Annotated in this window: 21 protein-coding genes; 6 read left to right on the top strand and 15 right to left on the bottom strand. The window is 51.6% G+C overall.

Features of this window, described 5'->3' with window-relative positions:
* Positions 1-134: 134 nt before the first annotated feature.
* Together O9139_RS15435 and O9139_RS15430 are read left to right on the top strand one after the other, a co-directional pair.
* Positions 135-722 (top strand): guanylate kinase, encoded by a 588-nt coding sequence (locus O9139_RS15435; protein WP_270880362.1) that lies wholly within the window; start codon positions 135-137, stop codon positions 720-722.
* 91 nt (positions 723-813) lie between these two features.
* The gene (locus tag O9139_RS15430) at positions 814-1,962 is read left to right on the top strand and encodes a virulence factor (RefSeq protein WP_270880361.1); all 1,149 of its coding nucleotides are present in this window, start codon (positions 814-816) and stop codon (positions 1,960-1,962) included.
* Between the two features lie 59 nt (positions 1,963-2,021).
* On the opposite strand, the gene O9139_RS15425 is transcribed toward O9139_RS15430, so the two are convergent.
* The 3 genes from O9139_RS15425 to O9139_RS15415 form a co-directional block, all read right to left on the bottom strand.
* Positions 2,022-3,269 (bottom strand): M48 family metallopeptidase, encoded by a 1,248-nt coding sequence (locus O9139_RS15425; RefSeq protein WP_270880360.1) that lies wholly within the window; start codon positions 3,267-3,269, stop codon positions 2,022-2,024.
* Positions 3,270-3,365: 96 nt separating this feature from the next.
* Positions 3,366-3,866: a hypothetical protein gene (locus tag O9139_RS15420; RefSeq protein ID WP_270880359.1), complete on the bottom strand. Its 501-nt coding sequence runs from the start codon at positions 3,864-3,866 to the stop codon at positions 3,366-3,368.
* A gap of 74 nt (positions 3,867-3,940) precedes the next feature.
* Positions 3,941-6,205 (bottom strand): EAL domain-containing protein, encoded by a 2,265-nt coding sequence (locus O9139_RS15415; RefSeq protein WP_270880358.1) that lies wholly within the window; start codon positions 6,203-6,205, stop codon positions 3,941-3,943.
* 146 nt (positions 6,206-6,351) lie between these two features.
* Here O9139_RS15415 and O9139_RS15410 point away from each other — a divergent pair, with 146 nt between their 5' ends.
* Complete coding sequence (locus O9139_RS15410) at positions 6,352-7,050, top strand: C39 family peptidase (protein ID WP_270880357.1); 699 nt, start codon at positions 6,352-6,354, stop codon at positions 7,048-7,050.
* A 21-nt stretch (positions 7,051-7,071) separates the two neighbouring features.
* Here O9139_RS15410 and infC read toward each other — a convergent pair whose 3' ends face one another.
* A complete protein-coding gene (infC, locus tag O9139_RS15405; protein WP_270880356.1) occupies positions 7,072-7,557 on the bottom strand; it encodes a translation initiation factor IF-3 in 486 nt (161 codons plus the stop codon).
* Between the two features lie 80 nt (positions 7,558-7,637).
* Between infC and O9139_RS15400 the strand changes: the two genes are divergently transcribed.
* Positions 7,638-7,946 (top strand): hypothetical protein, encoded by a 309-nt coding sequence (locus O9139_RS15400; protein WP_270880355.1) that lies wholly within the window; start codon positions 7,638-7,640, stop codon positions 7,944-7,946.
* A 45-nt stretch (positions 7,947-7,991) separates the two neighbouring features.
* Here O9139_RS15400 and O9139_RS15395 read toward each other — a convergent pair whose 3' ends face one another.
* The 9 genes from O9139_RS15395 to O9139_RS15360 all read right to left on the bottom strand — a co-directional run bounded on the left by O9139_RS15395 (position 7,992) and on the right by O9139_RS15360 (position 15,855).
* Entirely contained in the window at positions 7,992-9,002 is a 1,011-nt protein-coding gene (locus O9139_RS15395; protein WP_270880591.1) for an LLM class flavin-dependent oxidoreductase, read from the bottom strand.
* Between the two features lie 252 nt (positions 9,003-9,254).
* Complete coding sequence (locus O9139_RS15390) at positions 9,255-10,883, bottom strand: DHA2 family efflux MFS transporter permease subunit (RefSeq protein WP_270880354.1); 1,629 nt, start codon at positions 10,881-10,883, stop codon at positions 9,255-9,257.
* 14 nt (positions 10,884-10,897) lie between these two features.
* Positions 10,898-12,211: an efflux RND transporter periplasmic adaptor subunit gene (locus O9139_RS15385; RefSeq protein WP_270880353.1), complete on the bottom strand. Its 1,314-nt coding sequence runs from the start codon at positions 12,209-12,211 to the stop codon at positions 10,898-10,900.
* A 10-nt stretch (positions 12,212-12,221) separates the two neighbouring features.
* Positions 12,222-12,881, bottom strand: a complete 660-nt coding sequence (locus O9139_RS15380) for an HlyD family secretion protein (RefSeq protein WP_270880352.1) — start codon at positions 12,879-12,881, stop codon at positions 12,222-12,224.
* On the bottom strand, positions 12,878-13,321 hold the full coding sequence (locus O9139_RS15375) for a MarR family winged helix-turn-helix transcriptional regulator (RefSeq protein ID WP_270880351.1): 444 nt from the start codon (positions 13,319-13,321) through the stop codon (positions 12,878-12,880). Before O9139_RS15375 ends, O9139_RS15380 begins: the two co-directional genes overlap by 4 nt.
* 166 nt (positions 13,322-13,487) lie before the next feature.
* A complete protein-coding gene (locus O9139_RS33325; protein WP_377523413.1) occupies positions 13,488-13,745 on the bottom strand; it encodes a phosphatase PAP2 family protein in 258 nt (85 codons plus the stop codon).
* Positions 13,664-14,152: a phosphatase PAP2 family protein gene (locus O9139_RS15370; RefSeq protein WP_270880350.1), complete on the bottom strand. Its 489-nt coding sequence runs from the start codon at positions 14,150-14,152 to the stop codon at positions 13,664-13,666. The genes O9139_RS33325 and O9139_RS15370 overlap by 82 nt, the downstream gene beginning before the upstream one ends.
* A gap of 20 nt (positions 14,153-14,172) precedes the next feature.
* On the bottom strand, positions 14,173-14,859 hold the full coding sequence (locus tag O9139_RS15365) for a TVP38/TMEM64 family protein (RefSeq protein WP_270880349.1): 687 nt from the start codon (positions 14,857-14,859) through the stop codon (positions 14,173-14,175).
* A gap of 144 nt (positions 14,860-15,003) precedes the next feature.
* The gene (locus tag O9139_RS15360; RefSeq protein ID WP_270880590.1) at positions 15,004-15,855 is read right to left on the bottom strand and encodes a sugar phosphate isomerase/epimerase family protein; all 852 of its coding nucleotides are present in this window, start codon (positions 15,853-15,855) and stop codon (positions 15,004-15,006) included.
* A gap of 136 nt (positions 15,856-15,991) precedes the next feature.
* Here O9139_RS15360 and O9139_RS15355 point away from each other — a divergent pair, with 136 nt between their 5' ends.
* The gene (locus tag O9139_RS15355; RefSeq protein ID WP_270880348.1) at positions 15,992-16,840 is read left to right on the top strand and encodes a helix-turn-helix domain-containing protein; all 849 of its coding nucleotides are present in this window, start codon (positions 15,992-15,994) and stop codon (positions 16,838-16,840) included.
* 76 nt (positions 16,841-16,916) lie between these two features.
* On the opposite strand, the gene O9139_RS15350 is transcribed toward O9139_RS15355, so the two are convergent.
* Positions 16,917-17,195 carry a hypothetical protein gene (locus O9139_RS15350; protein WP_270880347.1) on the bottom strand — a complete coding sequence of 93 codons (279 nt, stop codon included), beginning with the start codon at positions 17,193-17,195 and terminating at the stop codon, positions 16,917-16,919.
* 83 nt (positions 17,196-17,278) lie between these two features.
* Between O9139_RS15350 and thrS the strand changes: the two genes are divergently transcribed.
* Complete coding sequence (gene thrS, locus O9139_RS15345) at positions 17,279-19,195, top strand: threonine--tRNA ligase (protein ID WP_270880346.1); 1,917 nt, start codon at positions 17,279-17,281, stop codon at positions 19,193-19,195.
* A gap of 96 nt (positions 19,196-19,291) precedes the next feature.
* Here thrS and O9139_RS15340 read toward each other — a convergent pair whose 3' ends face one another.
* On the bottom strand, positions 19,292-20,407 hold the full coding sequence (locus O9139_RS15340; RefSeq protein WP_270880345.1) for an aminopeptidase: 1,116 nt from the start codon (positions 20,405-20,407) through the stop codon (positions 19,292-19,294).
* Between the last annotated feature and the right edge of the window lie 2 nt (positions 20,408-20,409).

Raw genomic sequence — 20,409 nt, 5'->3', positions numbered from 1 at the left:
ATGTAAAATATAGATATTCCCTATTTTCCGGGGGTAGCTTCGCAGGATGACTTACCCCAACAAAAATCGTTTCAAACCGGAGCACGCACGTAGGATTTACCACACCTATTCACAAAATAAAGGAGGTATGTTCCATGTACGCATTAAAGGAAAGAGAAATGATTTTTGTATTTACGGGTCCGCATGGAGCTGGCCGCAAAACTGTTGCGGAAATGTCCGGCTCGACCTTGGGCATGAAACAAGTGATCTCTTATACGACAAGACCTCCGAAAGCGACTGAAGTCGATGGTCAAGATTATCACTTCATCTCCCCGGCGCAATTCGTGGCTGCGCAAGCGGCGAACGAATTCATCGAGGTTAGTACAGTCAACGATCACCTGTACGGGATCAAGAGCTCGGATATCGAGCAAATGTTCAAATCGAGCGGCAGCATCTACTTGATTTTGAACCGTTCCGGAGCACAGACGCTCAAGCAGCTGTACAACGAGCATGTCGTGCAGGTACTCATCTACGCCGACAAAGAAACCCTCGCTGAGCGGATGCGCGAAAGCGGCGACTCCCCGGAAGTGATTGCCAGCTATCTTTCGCATTATGAGGAAGAAATAGCGTATCGCGATCAATGCGACCACGTTTTTGAGAATGTGGACTTGGCGCATACCGTGTTTGATCTGAGCAAAACGTTAGATCAATACTTGAATCGTAACTTATTGGATCTCGATTAAGCGGCAGCTACTGCCTATATCAGGCCTGGACGACAGAGACAGTGGCGTCCAGGCCTTTCATTTTGTTAGTTGAAGGAGATGCCTAAGCCCCATGAAAATCATTTCAATCGAACCGACACCAAGTCCCAACTCGATGAAACTAAATATGGACGAATCCCTCCCTGCCGGCGTGCGGATGACTTATACCAAAGCGAACAGCACCGGTGCCCCGGAAGCTATTCGCGAACTGCTGGCTGTCCAAGGCGTCACCAGCTTGTTCCATACCGCCGATTTTATAGCTGTGGACCGCAACCCTAAGGGTGACTGGCAGTTCATTCTGGCCAAAGCCCGTGAGATTTTTGGCGAAGCACAGCCGACTGCAGGCAGCGAACTGTTGACCGAGCAAGCCGCCCCTGAGGTGGCGTTCGGCGAGGCGCAGGTGCTGCTGCAGACGTTCCGCGGCATTCCGCTTCAGGTGCGCGTGCGCGCCGGCAGCGAGGAAGTTCGCGCCGCCATGCCGGAGCGCTTCACGCAGGCCGCGGTCCGCGCAGGTACGGCATCGCCGAACCTGATCAAGGAGCGGAAGCTCGAAGAGCTCGGCGTGCGCTACGGCGAGCTCAAAGACATTGCGGGCGAGGTCGTCCAGGAACTGGACGCTTCCTATGATGACGCCCGCATCGAACATTTGGTCTCCCTTGCGATGCAGGAGACACCGGGTACGCCTGAGGCCGAAGACGGCCCTTCAGGCGAGATCGACTCCGGCGCAGTGGCGGAGCAGCTGCGCCAATCCGACTGGAAGCTGCGCTACGCCGCGCTTCAGAAGATCCAGCCGTCGCTAGAGACGCTCCCGCTTCTCGTCCTAGCCCTGCAGGACGAGAACACGTCGGTTCGACGACTGGCAACGGTTTACCTCGGCGATATCAAGGAGCCCGAGGTACTGCCCTATCTGTATCGTGCCCTCGAGGACGATTCACCTGTCGTTCGCCGGACAGCCGGTGACACGCTGTCCGACATTGGCGATCCCGCAGCGATGCCGGCCATGGCCAAGGCGCTGCGGGACCGCAATAAGCTCGTGCGTTGGCGCGCGGCTCGCTTCCTGTATGAGGTCGGCGACAAATCCGTCGTAGACTCCTTGCGCGACGCTGTCGACGACGCCGAATTTGAAGTCCGCATGCAGGTCAAGATTGCGCTGGAGCGCATCGAAGGCGGTCATGCCGCAGAAGGCTCCGTCTGGCAGCAAATGACGCGTAGAAACGATTAACAATATAAAAGAACGCTGCACCACCTCTCATTGGAGTTGGCGGCAGCGTTCTTTTTATTTTACTGGCTAAATTGCTTGAAGTACTCAATCCGCTCCAGAATCGTCGGGTGCGAGCCGCGGAACCATTGCACGAGTTTCGGCTGGGTAACGGGGCTCAGATTTTCCTTGGCAATCTTCTGGAAGGCGTGTATCGCCGAGTTCCCATCGCCTGTCAGCTTCATGGAATAAACGTCAGCTCGATGCTCGATGACGCGCGAGAATGCATTTTGGGCCGGAGCCGATGCAAAATTCATCACGGTCACGATCAGGAGCAGCGCCGGAAGGGCTGCCAGATCGGTTTCCCCGCGGATGCCCCAAAGCGGACCCCAGCGCCGAACAAATGTGCGATAGGCGTGAAAAGCGAGCCAAAACCCGAAAAAGCTAAGCACAACCCCGTACAGGATCCCCCAATAAATATGCCCTTCCACATAGTGTCCCATCTCGTGAGCCATCACGGTCAAAATCTCTTTGGACTGCAGTTTTTGCAGGATCGTATCCCATAGAACAATCCGTGCGTTCCCGCCAATACCGTTCACGTAAGCGTTAATGGCATTCGTACGTTCGGACATATTCACTTCATACACCTGGTCCGCCGGAATGTGCGACTGCGCTGCCAGCGATAAGATTTGCTTCTTCAGTTCTTGATTTTGCAGCGGATAAAAGTCGTTGTACAGCGGATCCAGCACCACAGGCTGAATAAAGGTAATGAACAAAATCAGCGGGATCGAAGCAAGCCAGAACCACAGCCACCAACGGCCAGGGCTAAGCTTCAACAGCCATCTGAACATCCAGACGAGCACAATCGTGCCGATGCTGTTGACAGCGAAGTCTTTCGCTTGGTCGCTCCAAAACATGCCGATCGTTTCATTCGATATCCCATAGCTCCGGTCCACCCGAAACAAATAGTAATCCACGGGGAGAAATAAAATATCGAGCAGCATGCTGAACAACAGCACAAAAACGATCATTTGCCAAAACGGCCGCTTCAACAACCGCTCCGCAAGCAAGCGAAACTTAACACTGACACCAAGTAGAAGGAGAATCAATCCTATTTGCAGAGGAGAGGTAAGGAAAAAGGCTAGCGAATGGATACGTGACAACGCTTCAGCTTTCGTAATCTCATCCACGGTCATAAATAAGTGAGGATCGACATCCGTCCCTATCAATTCTTTGGGGATTGCGAATAGATTGCCATGCAGTAAATACACACTCATCAGCACGGCATACACGCCAAATATGACAACTAGCAAAATATACAATCGCTTCATCCTGCGCCTCCTAAGCTTGTCTCATCCATTGCATTGCAAAGCCAAGCCTAAGTTTTTTATATGCTTAACAAGGTAAATATATCCATAAATATCTCGCTATGCAAGGCGCACGATGTCATATAAATCAATCAGCAGCCAATCCGGCGTAAAATCTCTGGAAAGCAGCCATACGTGGGTGAATTGCCCCCCGGGGAGCTGGAGAACATCTTTTCTGCCAAGCACATCGGACATGCCGAATAACAGGGACAGATTGCGGATTAATAGCATGCACGGGTACTCATGCGAGTAATCTTTGAGCTTATCTTCCTTGCTGCGCACCCGATCATTAATGACCTTAATAAATGACTCCAGTTCTTCCGCCCCAGGCTTTAGAAACTCTGAGCGGGCCATCATCAGGCGCGCCTCTTCCGAGTCATAAAAAAGATGCGTAACCTCTAATCCAACCTGGTGATGCATCTGGTCTTCAAGTACGGAATCAGGCTTTTCTTGCTGCCTGACTAGGCTCAGCGAGGATTCATGATTGCGGTTATATACTTCCAGGAAAAGATCGATCGCCGTTTGCTCCAGCGCTTTTTTCTCCATCTCGTGTCGGTTCATCCGCTCACCCTCAAATCCACAAACAGGTTTATACACTTATTGTATCCTATTATATGAACGTTGACGGCATAAGGTCATGCCCCGAGCTTTTTTTGATGCATATATCGGACAAAATCATGCGCTTCTAACGGCTTGCTGACAAATTGACCCTGCATCTGGTCACACCCTAAGGCAGAGAGAAGCTCCCATTGCTCAAAGGTCTCTACGCCTTTAGCGATGACTCGCTTGCCTGAGCTGTAGGACATCGCGATCAGCGTATGCAAGCGGACTTGATCGGGCTCCGCCTGCAGATTAACCTGGCGGGAGCAATCCACCATAATCGCGTGCACATCTAACTGCTTAATGACATGGAGCGAACCGGAACCGATTCCGCATACATCAAGTGTAAGCTTAATACCAAGTTCCAGAAGTTCGTTCCCTCTTTTTAGCAAAGCTTCAACGCTATCTGTCATGCTGTCTTCCTTCACAACCAGACTGAGCATCTCCGGTTGGATCCCCGATCGGCTCAGCGTCTCTATTAACCGTGTCGGAAATTGTGGATGCAGCAGAAACTGCGGTGTGCAGTTCACAGACATCTGCACCTGCGGCAATCCCTGCTCCGTCCATTGCCGCTGCTGATGGCAAATGTTCTCCAGCACCCAGTAACTGATTTCATCCCTGAGATCTTCTTTGTCAACAGACATTAAGAAATCTTGAAAAGGTACAAGACCGACGCCTGGGCGTACCCAGCGAAGCAGCGCTTCTGTCCCGATGATCCGGCCCGAACGAACATCGAGCAGCGGTTGGTAATAATAAATAAATTCGCCTGCGTCAAACGCTCTCTGTGCGCCTATCTGCTGATCCTGAGCCTTTAAGTTCCGCTGCACAATTCCATGAATGGCTGCTTGCAAGCCCATCTTGTTAGCTTGGTGAACCGCTGACTCGGCCGCTTGCATAAGTTCGTCAAACGTCAGACCATGGTCAGGATACAAGCCAATCCCGACATTTGCGTTTAAATCGTGCGCCTGCCCCTCTGTCACTACATGGTTCCCTAAGGCAAGGAGTTGATCCAGCTCCAAGTCATCCGTAATCAATAGGGCAAATTGCTCATGATCCAATCTGGCAATCAGCGCGCGTTCCGGCACAATTTGCCTCAGCAGATCGGCCGCAAAAACTTGATCGGACTCGCCAGCCAGCCTGATAAGCAGAACCCCTATAGGCCTCGACGGCTGACTCCCGAGATGCATATCCATTTGGCGCTGGAACTGTGTGCGGTTCGCTAATCCCGTTACGGGATCATGATAAGCCAAATAATCGATCTGCTCCTCTGCGCTTCTGCGCTGCTCCACGTCAGCCAAGGCAATATAACGCAGAAGCTCACCCTGCGACTCCATATCGTAACTATCAACTTGGACAGTTTTGGCCACACCGTTGCGTGTGACGACGCAGAAATCTACGGCTGCTCCCTTGATTCGATTAGCTGCTGAGAGCAGAATCTGATCGACATGCTGGTAGAGCAAGTCCTCGGGAGCGCGCTCCAGCAGCTGAGCCGCCTGCGGGTTTAAATCGCGAATAATACCACGTGCATTCACCACAAGAATGGCGAGTGGTGCCAAGTCGTACAATTTCTGATAATTGCGGTCGATCGCCGGCAAAAAGTCAAATTTGAGCATAGCCGTTCTCAAAAAGAGCGCAAACCATAATATCGAAAATAAGCCTAAGTCCGGGCAATTCAAGCTATGTGGAATAACCGGAAGGCGTTTGTGCAGTAAAAAAACAATCCCCCATGTTCCTCCAACGATAAGCCCTAGAAGTATAGTGCGAAATTGCTTTATTTTTAAGTTTAGATCATACTTTTTCACATAGCTTAAGCCGGCCACAACCAGAATAAGACTGACGAGAAATGAATAGCAGTTGCAACCTAGCAGGAGCAATTTAATTCCGAGGCCTGGAATGTCAACATTCCACAAGCCTCCGTCGACAACGCCGATCTCGAACCATGACATAGGCAAAAAGAGCGCGAGCGCCGGCAGCAACTGTCCGTAACATACAGCGAGCAGCTTCCATTTGGCAATGGACTGAAATCTCCCTGTCATCCGCAAGTAGAAATGAAGAGACACGCTCAATGTCACGATTGCCGGGAAATAGTAAAATAAGCGGGTAACGACACTTGTATACGCTTCCGGTGTTACTCGCACTAGATAGTTTCCCGCAAAGAGGAACCCTAATAACAGCAAGAGAATGAACGCAATACGGTTTAACGCATAGCCGCGATTCCGGTGATACACTTCAAAGGCCATGTGAAATAACAAAAATACCGGAATGATGTAAAGAAGCAGGGACGCTACGAATGTAAGCATAATGCTGCACCTCGAGGTTGTATGAAATGATTGTAAAACCTGCTTCCAAATTCAGCTATATATAGGCCTTCTTACCCAAACCATTTATATCACGCTTAATAAAAAAACGTCAACTGATATAATAAGATTGTGAGGAGGTACGGATCTTGAACATAAAATATACAATAGCTCTATTCCTAACCGTTATCTGCACATCAGCTGTACCGGCACAAGCGCTATCCCTGCCACTATCCGACTCTCCTGATGAAGAGAAACACTACTATCAAGTCTCTCATACGATCGCTCTGTCACAGCTGCCGGAGCTGCCCAACGGCTGTGAAGCGGTTGCGGCGACTATGCTGCTGAACTGGGCCGGTGTCGACGTATCCAAGGAAGAAATCGCCAATGGGCTTCCCAAGGGCCCTCTACCCAGCATACAAGAAGACGGATCCTGGGAAGGGGCGAATCCACAGGATGTTTTCGTCGGAGATCCATTCGATGTGGGATACGGGATTTATCATAAGCCGGTCGCAGAGCTCTTAGAGCGTTATTTGCCCGGACGAATTATAGACCTGACAGGCTCGCCGCTGGACAAGCTGTTGGATACAGTGAAGTCAGGCAGGCCCGTCCTGGTCTGGGCTACGGAGCATATGGATCCCCCCGAGTTAAAGGATGAATGGGTCGATCCAGTTGGCAACCTAGTCGACTGGTACGATCCGGAGCACGCCCTGCTGCTGACCGGTTGGGACGATGACAACGCATATTTGAATGATCCGATGACTGGCGGGCAGGAAGCCTATAATCTTTGGAGCTTCAAAACTGTCTGGGAAGCTATGGGCTCACAAGCGATTACGGTTGCCAATTAACCAAAGCTTGCTAAGAGTCAGCTACAAAGGGTCCAATTGGACTGCTGCCTGCTTGCCGCTAAGCTGAATGCCTGTCCGCTTGGTGCCAAACGGTGCCATTTCCCGGATGATCTGCTCCAGCAGCGCCTTCGCTTGAGACCCTTCTTTGCCGCTAATTTTCACGACCAGCATGACGGCATCGCCGGCTTGCAGGATGCGTCTCGCTTGCTGACACTTCGTATCCAGGTCATGATCCTCAATATGCGGGGTTAAGCGCAGCTCCTTCACCTTCGGCGCTTTCTCTTGTTTACGCGCCTGGTGCTTTTCCTGGAGCGCTTCTTGCTTGGCTTGTCCTGCGCCGATCAGTTTGCATGGCGGCGGGCTGCTCATCAATGAAGTACAGACCAGATCCACCTTGAGCCGCTTAGCCAGCGCCAGCGCTTCTGTTGTCGCCATGACCCCGAGATCTTCCCCGTTCACGCCGGTCAACTGAACTTCGGATGCTTTTATTTTTTCATTTTTAATCAAGATTGCACCTGCACTTTCACTTTCGTTATAATGAACCCTGCCAACATTTTATCGGTCGACAAGGAGATGCCTGCTTCGCTATGAGCAAAAAAGAGATGGAAGAACAAATTATACGTAATTATGAACGCGATGAGCAAATGATGATCCTCGTGTTTGCGCAGTGGTGTATCAATCACGATCTCAATCCGGCTGAGCTGTACCGTCAAGCTTACCCGGACCAAGCGGACAATATCGCACTGCAGCAAGCGCTTGCGCTTACCGTACCGAAGGAAGAGGCCGGCAAAGTGCCGGACGACACATTGCTTGGCGTATTGTCACTGTTCGGTAACGAAGAGCTTGCCTTCATCGTCACAGAAGAAATCAACAAAAGACCTAAGCGCCGTCGCTAGTCAAAATTGGAAGAAAGAGGGGGCCTTCTGAGGCTCCCTTCTCTTTTATGCAAGACCGAACGACTCAGCCAGCAGCTCGATCGTCTTTAAGCGCGTCTCAAATTGGTAGCCTCCGGCTACAATCATCACTTCATTGACCTCATAGCTGGCTGCCAGCGACAGCAGCTGCTCTCTGACACGACTCGCGCTGCCAACGATCATGCGAGAACGATTATCCCGTACCCGCGTGAGATCCCACTCGGAGTACGGATATTTCGCCGCTTCCTCCGGAGGCAGCACACCTTCAAACTCCCCTTTTTCCACTTGCAAAATGCGCAGATCCGATGAAGCCGCCAGCCTTTCCGCTTCTGCGTCTGTTTCTGCGCAGAGCACATGAATACAGACCGTTGTCTGCGGCACGACGTTCAGCGCGGACGGCCGGAACGACTTGCGGTAGCTGCGCACCGCCTGTTGGCCTCCGGCACCGTTGATGAAATGCGCAAAACAGAACGCCGCGCCCGATTGCGAGGCGTACACCCCGCTCTGCCCGGTCGAGCCGAGCAGCCAGACTTGGGGCACGCCGGTCACCAGAGGGGTGGCCCGGATGCCCTCGAACACATGCCCTGCTTCCACGGAATCCGTCAGGAACCGCAGCAAATCATGGACTTGCGCAGGGAACCGCTCAAGTCCTTCAAACAGATCGGCGTCCGCGCCACGCAGCGCTTTCGCCGTATGCGGCGTGCCGCCCGGCGCACGCCCAATGCCTAAATCGATGCGGCCCGGGTACAGCGCCTCGAGCATGCGAAAATTTTCAGCGACCTTATAGGCGCTGTAATGAGGCAGCAGTACGCCCCCGGAGCCAAGCCTGATGCGGTTGGTGCGGGCGGCCAGCGTAGACAGGAGCACCTCTGGCGACGAGCCCGCGAGCCCGGCTGAATTATGGTGCTCCGACACCCAGAACCGGGTAAACCCCAAGCGATCCGCCGCTTGCGCCAGCTGAATCGTTTGCTGCAGCGCCTCGCTATGCGTGAAGCCGATCGAAACCGGCGACTGGTCGAGTATACTTAGCTTCAGCACATTCATACCTTCTTTCTATCCTTCTGTTCATTCACCGAATGCCATCTTCATGACAATCATTATACCGCTCCGCATAAAGATTGAGAAATACTTATATTCCTGACGCCCGCGTATTCATCAAACGTAAAAAAAGGGACAAGCCGCATACCTGGCGTTGTCCCTTTGCTTGAGTAATTGAGAATAATTGTCGATCACCGTTCCGATTGCGGGCATACATAATAAGTGTATGGGAGCAGGAACGTTTTATGCCTATTACATTTCGATCATGACATGATGCTGAGAATCGGCGTTTGCACCGGCTTCGGCTGCGGCCTCGGCTTTTTTCTTCTTTCTCTGTCTCATTAAGATAACAAGCACGATCGAAATGAAGGCAGGGAACGCCGAGATCACGAGTGTATCTGCGATCGCTCGCGTCAACGCCTCTTTTTGCACTAAACCGAACAATACGCCTACGACACTGCTTGCCGCCGAACCCGAATCGGTGCCCAGCTCTAGATAACGATGTACAACATTCGTCGAGAAGTCGGCGTAAGCCGGCGAATTCGTAGAAATATCCTCATTGAACACAGCCCCATACTTGGTAGACTGGTTGTTCATCATACTTGTCAGCATGGCAATACCGAGGGAAGCCATGACGTTACGAATAACGTTGGACACGGATGACGCCCGGCCGATCATATGGTTAGGCAGTGTGTTCATCCCCGCCGAGGACAGCGGCATCATGCACAAGCCGATCCCAATCCCACGGATGATAAGGATACCGCTGATCCAATGTGTAGAGGTCAGTTGGGATAGAGCATGCAATTCCATCGTGGTGAGGCCGATAATCAATAGCCCGATAACGCCAAGCGGAACGACGCCGAATTTGGTCACGAGCTTGCCGGTGACTGGCATCATGACGGCCATTGCAATTGACTGCGGCATCATAACAAGTCCTGTTTCCATCGGAGTCAATCCGATGACGTTCTGCATGAAGATCGGCATCATATAGATCCCGCCCTGCATGGAAATCATGACGAAGCTGGAAGCCGCCAGGCTTAAGGTGAAAATCCGGTTCTTAAATAGACGGAAATCGAGAATCGGATTGTCCTTGCCCAGTTCCACCCAGATGAGCAGAACAAAACTGAAAAACGAAATAAAAAACAAACTGACGATATACAGTGACGTCCAGCCGTCCGATTGACCGTCGGTTAATGCCAACAGGAGCGTGGCGAATACGATCATGGACAGAATGCTGCCGGTGAAATCAAACTTCAAGCCTTCGCGTTTCGGCGTTTCTTTGAGAATAATGAACCCGAGCACAACGGCAAGAATACCAATCGGTACATTGATGTAGAACAGGTAGCGCCAGCTGAAATTGTCGACCAAATATCCGCTTAGCGTGGGGCCCATTGCCGGGGCCGCCATCGCTGCGATCCCCCAAATCCCCATCGCCACTTGAATCTTGCTCCGTGGCATAATTTGGTACAACATCGCCATACCAACCGGCATAATAAAGCCGCCGCCCAAGCCCTGAATAATCCGAAACACGATCAAACTCGTGTCGCTCCAGGCGACTCCGCACAAGATGGACCCGATAATAAACGCAATGACCGTCGATAGAAACGTAGTTTTGTATCCGAATCGGTCGGAGAGAAACCCGCCCATCGGCACCACGACAGCTGATGCAAGCATGTAGCCGGTGACGACCCACTCAATCTCCGTCGAGGTGGAGCCAAAGACGGACATCAGCTTCGGGATGGCAACGTTCATTAAGCTGTTATCCAAAATCGCCAAGAACGTACCGAGAATAAGCACGACCAAGGCAAGCCACTGATAGCCGGTAATCTTCTCCTCTTGCTTCTCTTCCGCTGGGGCTGCTGTTGCTGCTGCTGTAGCCATGCTAGTCGCCCCCTTTATTCGGCATGAACCTTCGTACCGTCGGCCAACTTATCGCCTGGATTCAATACGATTTTATCATTCGGCTTTAACTCGCTTTGCCCTTTAATGTAAACCCAATCCTGATTCTTCTCCTCGGTTTGCAGTTCAACAGGATGAACAGTCTCTCCGCTCAGCTTGAAGACGATGGATTTGCCGTCCTTTTGCTCGATCGCCGCTTTGGGTACTTCAATCCGGCTCACGCCGTCGCTGCCGCCAAAGGCCACGTTCGCTACTGCCCCTGCATGCAAGGAACCGTCAGTGTTGCTCACTGTAAGCTTCACAGGGAATGTATTGTTGTTCGTGTCGGAAACCGGACTAACGAAAGTGACCAAGCCCTCAAACGTTTTGCCAGGTACGCTCGGCACGACAACAGCCGCTTTGGCTCCTTGCTGAATGGAACCAATCATATCCTCCGTTACACTCACTTCAACTTTCACTTGATCCATGCTGACAACTGTCAGCAATGCAGCTCCAGCTTGCGCCATTTCACCTGCGTTAATGCTCTTCTTGGCAATGATGCCATCAATCGGCGATACGACGCCTGCATTCTTAACCGCATTTTGCGCCAGCGTTAATGCCGCTTGCTTGGCCGTTACATCCGCCTTCAACTGCTCCAGGGTGTTGGCTGTCGCCCCTTCTTTGGCCAGGCTCAGCTTCGCTTCCGCAGCGGATAATGCCGCACTAGCCGATTGCTGCTGCGAAACTGCTGCGTCATAGGCTGCTTTAGCTTTGTCGTAGTCCGCCGTCGCTTTATCCAGATCATCCTGGTTGATGTCGCCTTGATCATAAGCATTTTTCGCGTGATTATAATTTTTGGTCACGAGGTCCAGCGAAGCTTGCGCTTGCGCGACGCCTGCAGCCGCTTGATTCACGCCGGCTTTGGCCTGCCCCGCACTTGCTGATGCAGCTTGCAGATCCTGCGAGCGCGTTCCCGCTTCCGTATCCGCCAGCTTCGCTTGCGACGCCGCCAGACCTGCTTGCGCCTGGTTCAGCTGCTCTGTTAGATCTTCGGTATCGATCTGGACGAGCACATCGCCTTTCTTCACTTTCGCGCCTTCTTCTACAAGGACAGAGGCTACTTTGCCGCTGATTTTGGATACAACTTGGACCGTTTGGTCTGCAGCTAATTTACCGCTGGCACCGGCCGCATTCGTGCTGCCCAGTGTAATTACTTTAACCGAAGGCAATTGCGTGCTAGCCGCATTCGATGGCGCTCCGCAGCCGCTCATCATAATCATGGATCCTGCCAGCACACTAATGGACAGCATAACGTTCAGATGTTTTTTCATGGGTGTCACCTTACTCCCCTTTGATGTGGATCTTGATCACTGCATTCATACCCGGTGCAAGATCAAATCCCTTATGATCGTCAATGGAAATTTTCACATTAAGGCGCTGCGTCACCTTCGTGAAATTGCCGCTTGTGCTTACAGATGGAATCAGCGAGAACGTCGAAGCCGTAGCTTCTCCGATTTCAGTCACTTTTCCGGTGAATTTCGCGCCTTCGTACGTATCGATTGTGAATTCAACCGGCTGGCCGACACGAATTTTCTTGATCTTGGTTTCTTCCACATCTGCAGATATGTACACTGCATTTTTGTCCACGATCATCGCAACCGATTGACCTGGGGAGACAACCTCGCCGACTCTAGCTGCAGTTTGAATCACAGTTCCGCCGATTGGGGAACGCAGGGCAGCCTGATCAAGCAAGCTGTTGGACAAATTCGTAATGTCCTGCTGGCCGACAATTTGATCCGCAACAACGGTGTCGCCTACCTTGATGCCGAGCGTATTGATTTTCCCGGAAATTCTAGGCATGACGCGATAAATGTCGCCAGCTACGCGCGCGTTATCTGTGGATACGAAGTTAGCACCTTCATACCAATAGTAACCGCCGATGCCTGCGCCGCTGACTACCATCACGGCAAGAATAATAAATAAGATCATTTTTCGTTTCATTCCAGTCCCTCCAACTTTCCCTCGATATGTTTGATGAGGGTATTTATGACTTCCTTACACATTGCAATTTGTTCAGGCGTGAACTTATCTTCCAAGCCCACATAAAACTCACGGTTAAGGCCCTCAACATTCGCTTTCTTCATCTGCTGGCAAAAATTTGTCGTATTGATCCAGACCACTCTGCGGTCCTGCTCATCTCTTCTGCGCTCTACAAGACCGTCCCGCTCCAACCGGTCCACGATGCCGGAAACCGTGCTGTTGCTTAAGTGGACAGCCTGCGCCAAATCGCCCAGCTTCCTTGGCTCATTCATAAACAGCTCTCTTAAAATAAACAGCTGAGGTCCTGTCATATTCTCTCGTTGGAGAGCCTTAAACGTGAGAGCAACCCGCAATTTCTGCAGACGCCCTAAGTCCGCCACAAGATCCCTGACTGAATCCAAACCACTTCCCCCTTACTAAATTGATCCCCTTTAAGACTACTCACTTATTTCGCCTTACAAATATTTCGCATACGAAATACTTGAACGTCACCTATCATAGCACGCTTTATGGATTCTGGGAACAATAAATTTCGTAAAAAAATGTAAAAAAAAATAGGCCGGGAGCCTATACTCCCAACCTATCTGAATGGTGATGATCAATCGTATGCACACCCATGACGCAGCCCGTCCACACGGCCGTTCCTGCAGCGAATCCTGCCAGGACATCGCTTGGGTAATGGACGCCCAAATAAATTCGACTTAGCCCGATACACAGGACGATCAGGGCTGTTATTACAGGAATCAGCCAAGTCCAGCGCCATCTGCGTCGCAGATTGATCCACAACAGATATCCAACCAAGCCGTAGAACAAGCTGGAGACCATCGCGTGCCGCTTGGAAAACTGAAACCACCTTCCTCAACCAGCATAAAGCCGGCAGGGCGCTCCCGTTCGAACATCCCTTTGAGCATCGTGTTCAACCCCCATGTCCCTAGCACGGCGAGAAACAACATGAGCGTCTCCCAGCGGCGCTTGAATTTAAAGTAGAGGATCGCACCCACGACTAAAAAGAGAATGATCTCCGTTGTACTCTTACCGAGTGTGTTGAAAACCATAGCGATCTGCGTAAAGCCGTCGCTTCTCCACGAGCGAACTGCCTCCCCCACGCTATCATCTAAACTCTTCAACCATCCGGAGGATATGCTCTGCGAGAGCACAATAAAGCCGGCCAGAAACACACATGCCGCCGCCAATCCCCAAAATAAATCTCTATACAACCGCTTCCCAGCCATCCCCAAATCCCCCCACAATTTCAATTCGAATCGCGCAGCCCATCCCTATCCTTGTTTAACCGGTCTTTGGAGCGTTTGCGAAAAGCAAGCGGCACGAGCGCAAAAACTGCATACATCGCCACCGCCCAATAGAAGCCAGAGGATCCGATATGCTGCAGCGAGGCACCAAACACATTATAGACGATGGCGCCCGGGATAATGCCGATCAGCGTTGCCCACGTGTAATCCCAGAACCTGACTTTGGAGAGCCCGGCTCCATAACTAACACCATCGAAGGGAAAAAAAGGCATCAACCGCATATACAGCACAACCAGGAAGCCATTCTTCCCTGCTTTCTCATCGAAGGCCTGCACCTTCTTATTCTTCAGCAGGCTCTGAAAGCCTGTTCTCCCCCATTTGCGGGCAATATAAAAAGACAGCAGCGCCCCGGCGCCGGCCCCAATAATATCAAACACGGAGCCCCACAAGGCGCCGAACACATAGCCTCCATACAGCGTTAACGGCGTTGCCGGAAATAAGAGCAGCGGTCTAAGTGTATAGGCGATGATGTAGATAACACCGCCCTGGAGGCTGTTCGCCCTGAGCCAATCCGTTAAGCTCGTCTTATCCAGATGCGGCCATGCATCGGTAAACTTGAGCACGAGCAAACAGGCCGCGGCCGCTGTGAACCAGATGAGCAGCAGCCATAGCGGCTTTGAGCGCACCATGAACATACCTCGCATTCTTGTTGGTTTTGACACCAACATTTTACACAAACTACCAGGGCCAAATCAAACTCGGTCCTTTCCGTTGGACGACAAAAAACCTCGCTCGTGCTCGCACACGAGTGAGGTTTCCTAACTCTTGAAGACTTAAGCCAACCAAGCTTTTACTTTGGCAGCAAAGTTCTTCAGCATTTCCGCCGATGCGTACTGGGCGCTGAAATCCTCGATGCCCAGGTAACCGTCGTAGCCGACAGCTTTCAATTCGCCGAGCAGCTTTTTCCAGTTCACGATACCTTGATCCAGCGGAGCCCACTCACTTCTCCACAGTGTGATGTCATCCTGGACCTCACCTGTTGGCACCCAGCGCGCATTCTTCACATGCACGTGTGCCAAGTAAGGTCCGAGCAGCTCCAGGCCCATGCGGAAGTTCTCCTGGCCTTCGTGCACCATGTTGCCCGCATCATGCAGCACACCGATATACTCCGGATTGAAACCGGATACGAGACGGTGCACTAAGCCGGCACTTGGCGCAATCGTGTTGTGGTGAATTTCCACAAGTCCCTTCACGCCGTACTGTTGGGAAAGCTCCTGCACATGGTGCAGATAATCGATTTCTTGCTTATATAAATCATTATAGTTTGCAGTTCCATCATAGTGCGGCACGCCGACGCGAATGTAAGAAGCGCCAACTTTCTTTGCTACCTGCATCACGCGCTCTGTGCCGGCAACATCGCCGCATGTCAAGTATGGCGTTACGCTCAGGTTGACCAGGTTATGGTCCGCGGCAGCGCGTTTGAAGCGCTCCAGCTCTTCATCCGAAGCAGAAGGATCGATGGAGCAAAGGTTATTTCTCCAAAAAGAAGGCTTCTCATTGGCAACTTCAGCCGGGATTTCTTTATAGCGCCATTCAATGCCTTCGATCCCTGCGTCTTGGGCTGCTTTAGCAAGCTCTTCAGGTGTCAGGTCTGGGGTTGCAACGGTAAATACGGACAGTTTCATCATGATCCTCCTCAAAGATGAATCTCGTTAATAGTTTAACTCCCTTCTATTTTGCAGTATAATATCAACATATTCATTGCAATAATTGGGCAAAATCATGCTAATATTGACTCCACACCAAAGGAGGGAACCGATCGTGCAGGACCTTTACCAAGACTTGAAGAATGCGCTTACTTTTAGGCATGGCATCAGTTATGAACCTGGCCATCAAGAATTCCACAAACATCACGATTTGTATGAAATTTACTTTTTTCTGTCAGGCGACGTGCATTATTTTATAGAAAAGCAAGTGTATCCTCTGCAGTACGGCGACCTCCTCATTATGCATAGCAACGAGCTGCACCGGCCTAATTTTCAATCCAAAAAGCAGCGTTACGAAAACGTCGTCATTCACTTCAATCCAAAGCTGGCCGAGGCGTTCAGTTCGCCGCAATTTGACTTGCTGGCCTGCTTCAACAACCGCGTCATGGGCGAGCAAAACCGCATGCGGCTAACCCCGCAGCAGATCGATGATATCATGAAGCTGTACGAGCGGATGGAAATCCACCATTCCCAAGCCAAAGCAGGGTCTGAAGTGCTCTATGTCGCCACCTTTATCGAGTTGCTCGTCTTTATTAACCGCCTTTTTCAGAACCAAGGCAATCATAAGGAGCAGGGCATGCTGCCGGACAAGCTAGCTTCGCTGCTCACTTACATCGACGAGAATCTGGAGCAGGATCTGACGCTGGATGTGCTGGAGCAGGTCGTGTTCATGAACCGTTCCTACTTGTGCAGACTGTTTAAAAAGCATACCGGCAGCACCATTCACGAGCATATTTTATTCAAACGCATTGCCAAGGCGAAGCAGCTGCTCCGGGAAGGCTGCACCGTGACCGATGCCTGCCAGCTGGTCGGGTTTAACGATTATTCGAACTTCATCCGCACGTTTAAAAAAGCGGTTGGTCTCCCGCCCCGCCAATACCAGTCTCAGCAGCGGCGCGTATAGCCCAATTTTTTGAAAAAATTCCTATTTTAGAATTCGCCTATTGACTTTGGCATACTTGCTCCTTTATAGTTTTGAATCAAGCAACATACAAGGCTATGACCAAAGACATGATTTCCTTAACGGACTGCCCAGAGAGAGAAGCATTCGCTGCGAGCTTCTTCAGAGACCGGATCGAAATTACCCCTTTGCAGCCGTGGCGTTGAACCTGCAGCCTGATGGCAGCGGCAGTAAGCGGCACCGATTTATCCCCGTTAGCGGATACCAATGAGGATCCTGTAAGTGCACCTGTGGCGTTGATCGCCAAGGCTTCACACGTGCAGGTCGAATTAGGGTGGAACCACGAGCGTAAACGCACTCGTCCCTGTTAGGGATAGAGGCGTTTTTTTGCGTTCGCTTTTTTATATTTGTGTTAAAAATCAAGAAATGGAGGCGTTTTTCATGGAAATTCAAGTCAGATTAGCAGATGGAAAAGATCGGAGGTATGCGGCTGGAACCACAGTCGAGCAAGTGGCGGCGTCCATAAGCGCTGGCTTGAAGAAAAACGCCGTCGCCGGCAAGATCGGCGGTAAGCTTGTCGATCTGAGTAAGCCGCTTGATCAGGATTGTGAACTTGAAATTATTGTGCTGGACAGTCAGGAAGGCCAAGACATCCATCGCCACAGTGCAGCTCACTTGATGGCCCAGGCCATGAAGCGGTTGTACGGCAATGAAGCCGTGAAACTGGGGATCGGGCCGGTCATCCAAGATGGCTTTTACTACGATATGGATCTCCCCGCACCGCTCTCGATCAGCGATCTCGCCGTTATTGAGAAGCAGATGCAGGCGATTATTCAAGAGAATCTGCCCATTGTCAGGCGTGAAGTCAGCCGCGCGGAAGCCATCGCTGTCTTCGAGGCGCTTCAGGATCCGCTGAAGCTGGAGCTGATTCGCGACCTGCCGGACGATGCGGTCATTAGTCTTTACGAGCAGGGCGAGTTCGTCGATCTTTGCCGTGGACCGCATCTGCCCTCGACTGGCCGGATCAAAGCCGTCAAGCTGTTGAATGTAGCTGGTGCCTATTGGCGCGGCGATGCCAATAAGAAGATGCTGCAGCGCGTCTATGGCACAGCTTTCCCGAATAAAGCGCAGCTTGACGAGCATTTGCATGTGCTGGAGGAGGCTAAGAAGCGCGACCACCGGAAGCTGGGCAAAGAACTGGATCTGTTCATGTTCTCGGATGAAGCCCCCGGCATGCCGTTTTACTTGCCCAAGGGGATGGCGATTCGCACGGAGCTAGAGGAATTCGAAAGACAGCTGCTGCGGCAAAACGGCTACGACGAAGTGCGCACACCACTGATGCTGAACAACCGCCTGTGGGAACAGTCCGGCCATTGGGATCATTACAAAGAGAACATGTACTTCACAGCGGTCGATGAAGCGAACTATGCGCTTAAGCCGATGAACTGCCCGGGGCATATGCTGATTTTTAAAAACAGTCTGCGCTCTTACCGGGAGCTGCCCCTTCGCATGGCTGAGTTCGGGCAAGTACACCGCCACGAGTACTCCGGAGCGCTCAGCGGCATGATGCGTGTGCGGACGTTCTGCCAGGACGACGCCCATCTGTTTGTCTGCCCTGATCAGATTGAAGAGGAAATTAGTCAAGTTATCGCGTTAATTGATCATATTTATCAAGTCTTCGGCTTCGAGTACCGCGTCGAGCTATCCACACGGCCGGAGGATTCCATGGGCTCAGAAGAGCTTTGGGCGCGTGCTGAGCAATCTTTGCAAAACGTCTTGGATGCGCGAGGCATCGCTTATCGGGTCAACGAAGGCGATGGGGCGTTCTACGGGCCGAAGATTGATTTTCACATTATGGACGCCCTAAAACGCAGTTGGCAGTGTGGAACGATTCAGCTGGATTTTCAAATGCCTGAGAAGTTCGACCTTTCCTATATCGGTGAAAATAATAAGAAGCAACGGCCGGTCGTGATCCATCGTGCGGTTTATGGCTCCATCGACCGGTTCATGGGGATTCTCACGGAGCATTTTGCCGGAGCCTTCCCCCTCTGGCTCGCACCGGTGCAGGCAAAAATAATACCGGTGTCCGACAACGAGCTGGACTACGCTTTTGAAGTGAAGGCGCAGCTGCAAGCAGCGGGCATCCGGGTCGAGATCGACGGCAGAAGCGAAAAGCTCGGCTACAAAATCCGTCAGGGCCAGCTGGAGAAGGTCCCTTACCTGCTCGTCGTCGGCCAAGCGGAAAAGCAAGCGGGCCACGTAGCCGTCCGAAAGCGGCAGGAAGGCGATCTCGGAGCGCTGCCTATGCAGGCGATGATCCAGCGCATGCTGGAGGAAATCGGTGCGCGCCAGGGGTAGGGGCGCGGGCGACGACGCTAACTCTCTCGCTTCACCTGAACCACAAAACACGACAAAAAACCACCGGGCAGCCAACTACCCGGTGGTCTTTTTACATTACTTCAAATTCTCAGGATTCAGCTGCTGCAGCTCAGGCAGAACGAAAATGCCGTCTTTGCGGATCAGCACATCGTCGAACCAGATTTCGCCGCCGCCGTATTCCGGACGCTGAATATTGACGATATCCCAGTGCAACGAGGACTTGTTGCCGTTGTACGCATCGTCGTAGCAATTGCCCGGCGTAAAATGGAAGCTGCCGTCGATCTTCTCGTCGAACAGCGTGTCCTTCATCGGATGCTGGATGTACGGGTTCACACCAATGGCGAATTCACCGACATAACGCGCACCCTCATCCATATCGAGAATCTCATTAATACGATCGGAATCATTTGCAGTTGCATTGACGATTTTACCGTTGGCGAACTCCAGACGAATATTTTCAAAAACAAAGCCGTCATGCGGCGTAGGCGTATTAAAGGAAATCACGCCGTTAACGGAATCACGAACCGGAGCGGAGTACACTTCACCATCCGGAATGTTCAAGCCGCCATCGCATTTTACGCTGCCGATGCCTTTGATCGAGAACGTCAAGTCGGTGCCAGGACCTACCAGACGAACCTTGTCCGTGCGATCCATCAGTTCTTTGAGCGCGTCCATCGCTTTGGACATTTTGCCGTAATCCATCGTACATACATTAAAGTAGAAGTCTTCAAAAGCTTCTGTGCTCATGCTGGCCAACTGCGCCATGGAAGGCGTCGGATAGCGCAGAACGACCCATCTTGTATCTTTAATCCGTACATCAAAATGAACCTGTTGATAGTAGATCGAGTTGTAGAACTTCATGCGATCCGCAGGAATATCGGACAACTCGTAAATATTCGCGCCGCCGCGCACACCTATGTATCCTTGCATTTGCTTCATTTGGAAAGCGTCGATCTCCGCCCATTTCTGCATTTGCGCTTCCGTGCTATTCATGATCATCTGACGCATCACGGCGTGATCACGCACATTGACAAAAGGATGAGCGCCGGCTTCATGAACTTTTCGGACAAGCTCTTTTACCAAGGCATTATCGATACCGTAAGCTTCGATCAAAATATTTTCGCCAGGCTGCGCTTTCACGGAATAATTCACGAGCACGTCAGCCAGCTTCGTTAATCTTGGGTCCAACATCG

The sequence above is a fragment of the Paenibacillus aestuarii genome, assembly GCF_027789125.1.
Taxonomy (GTDB): domain Bacteria; phylum Bacillota; class Bacilli; order Paenibacillales; family NBRC-103111; genus Paenibacillus_E; species Paenibacillus_E aestuarii.
Note: the sequence above shows the minus strand (reverse complement) of the source record. Positions and strands in the feature narration are given on the sequence as shown.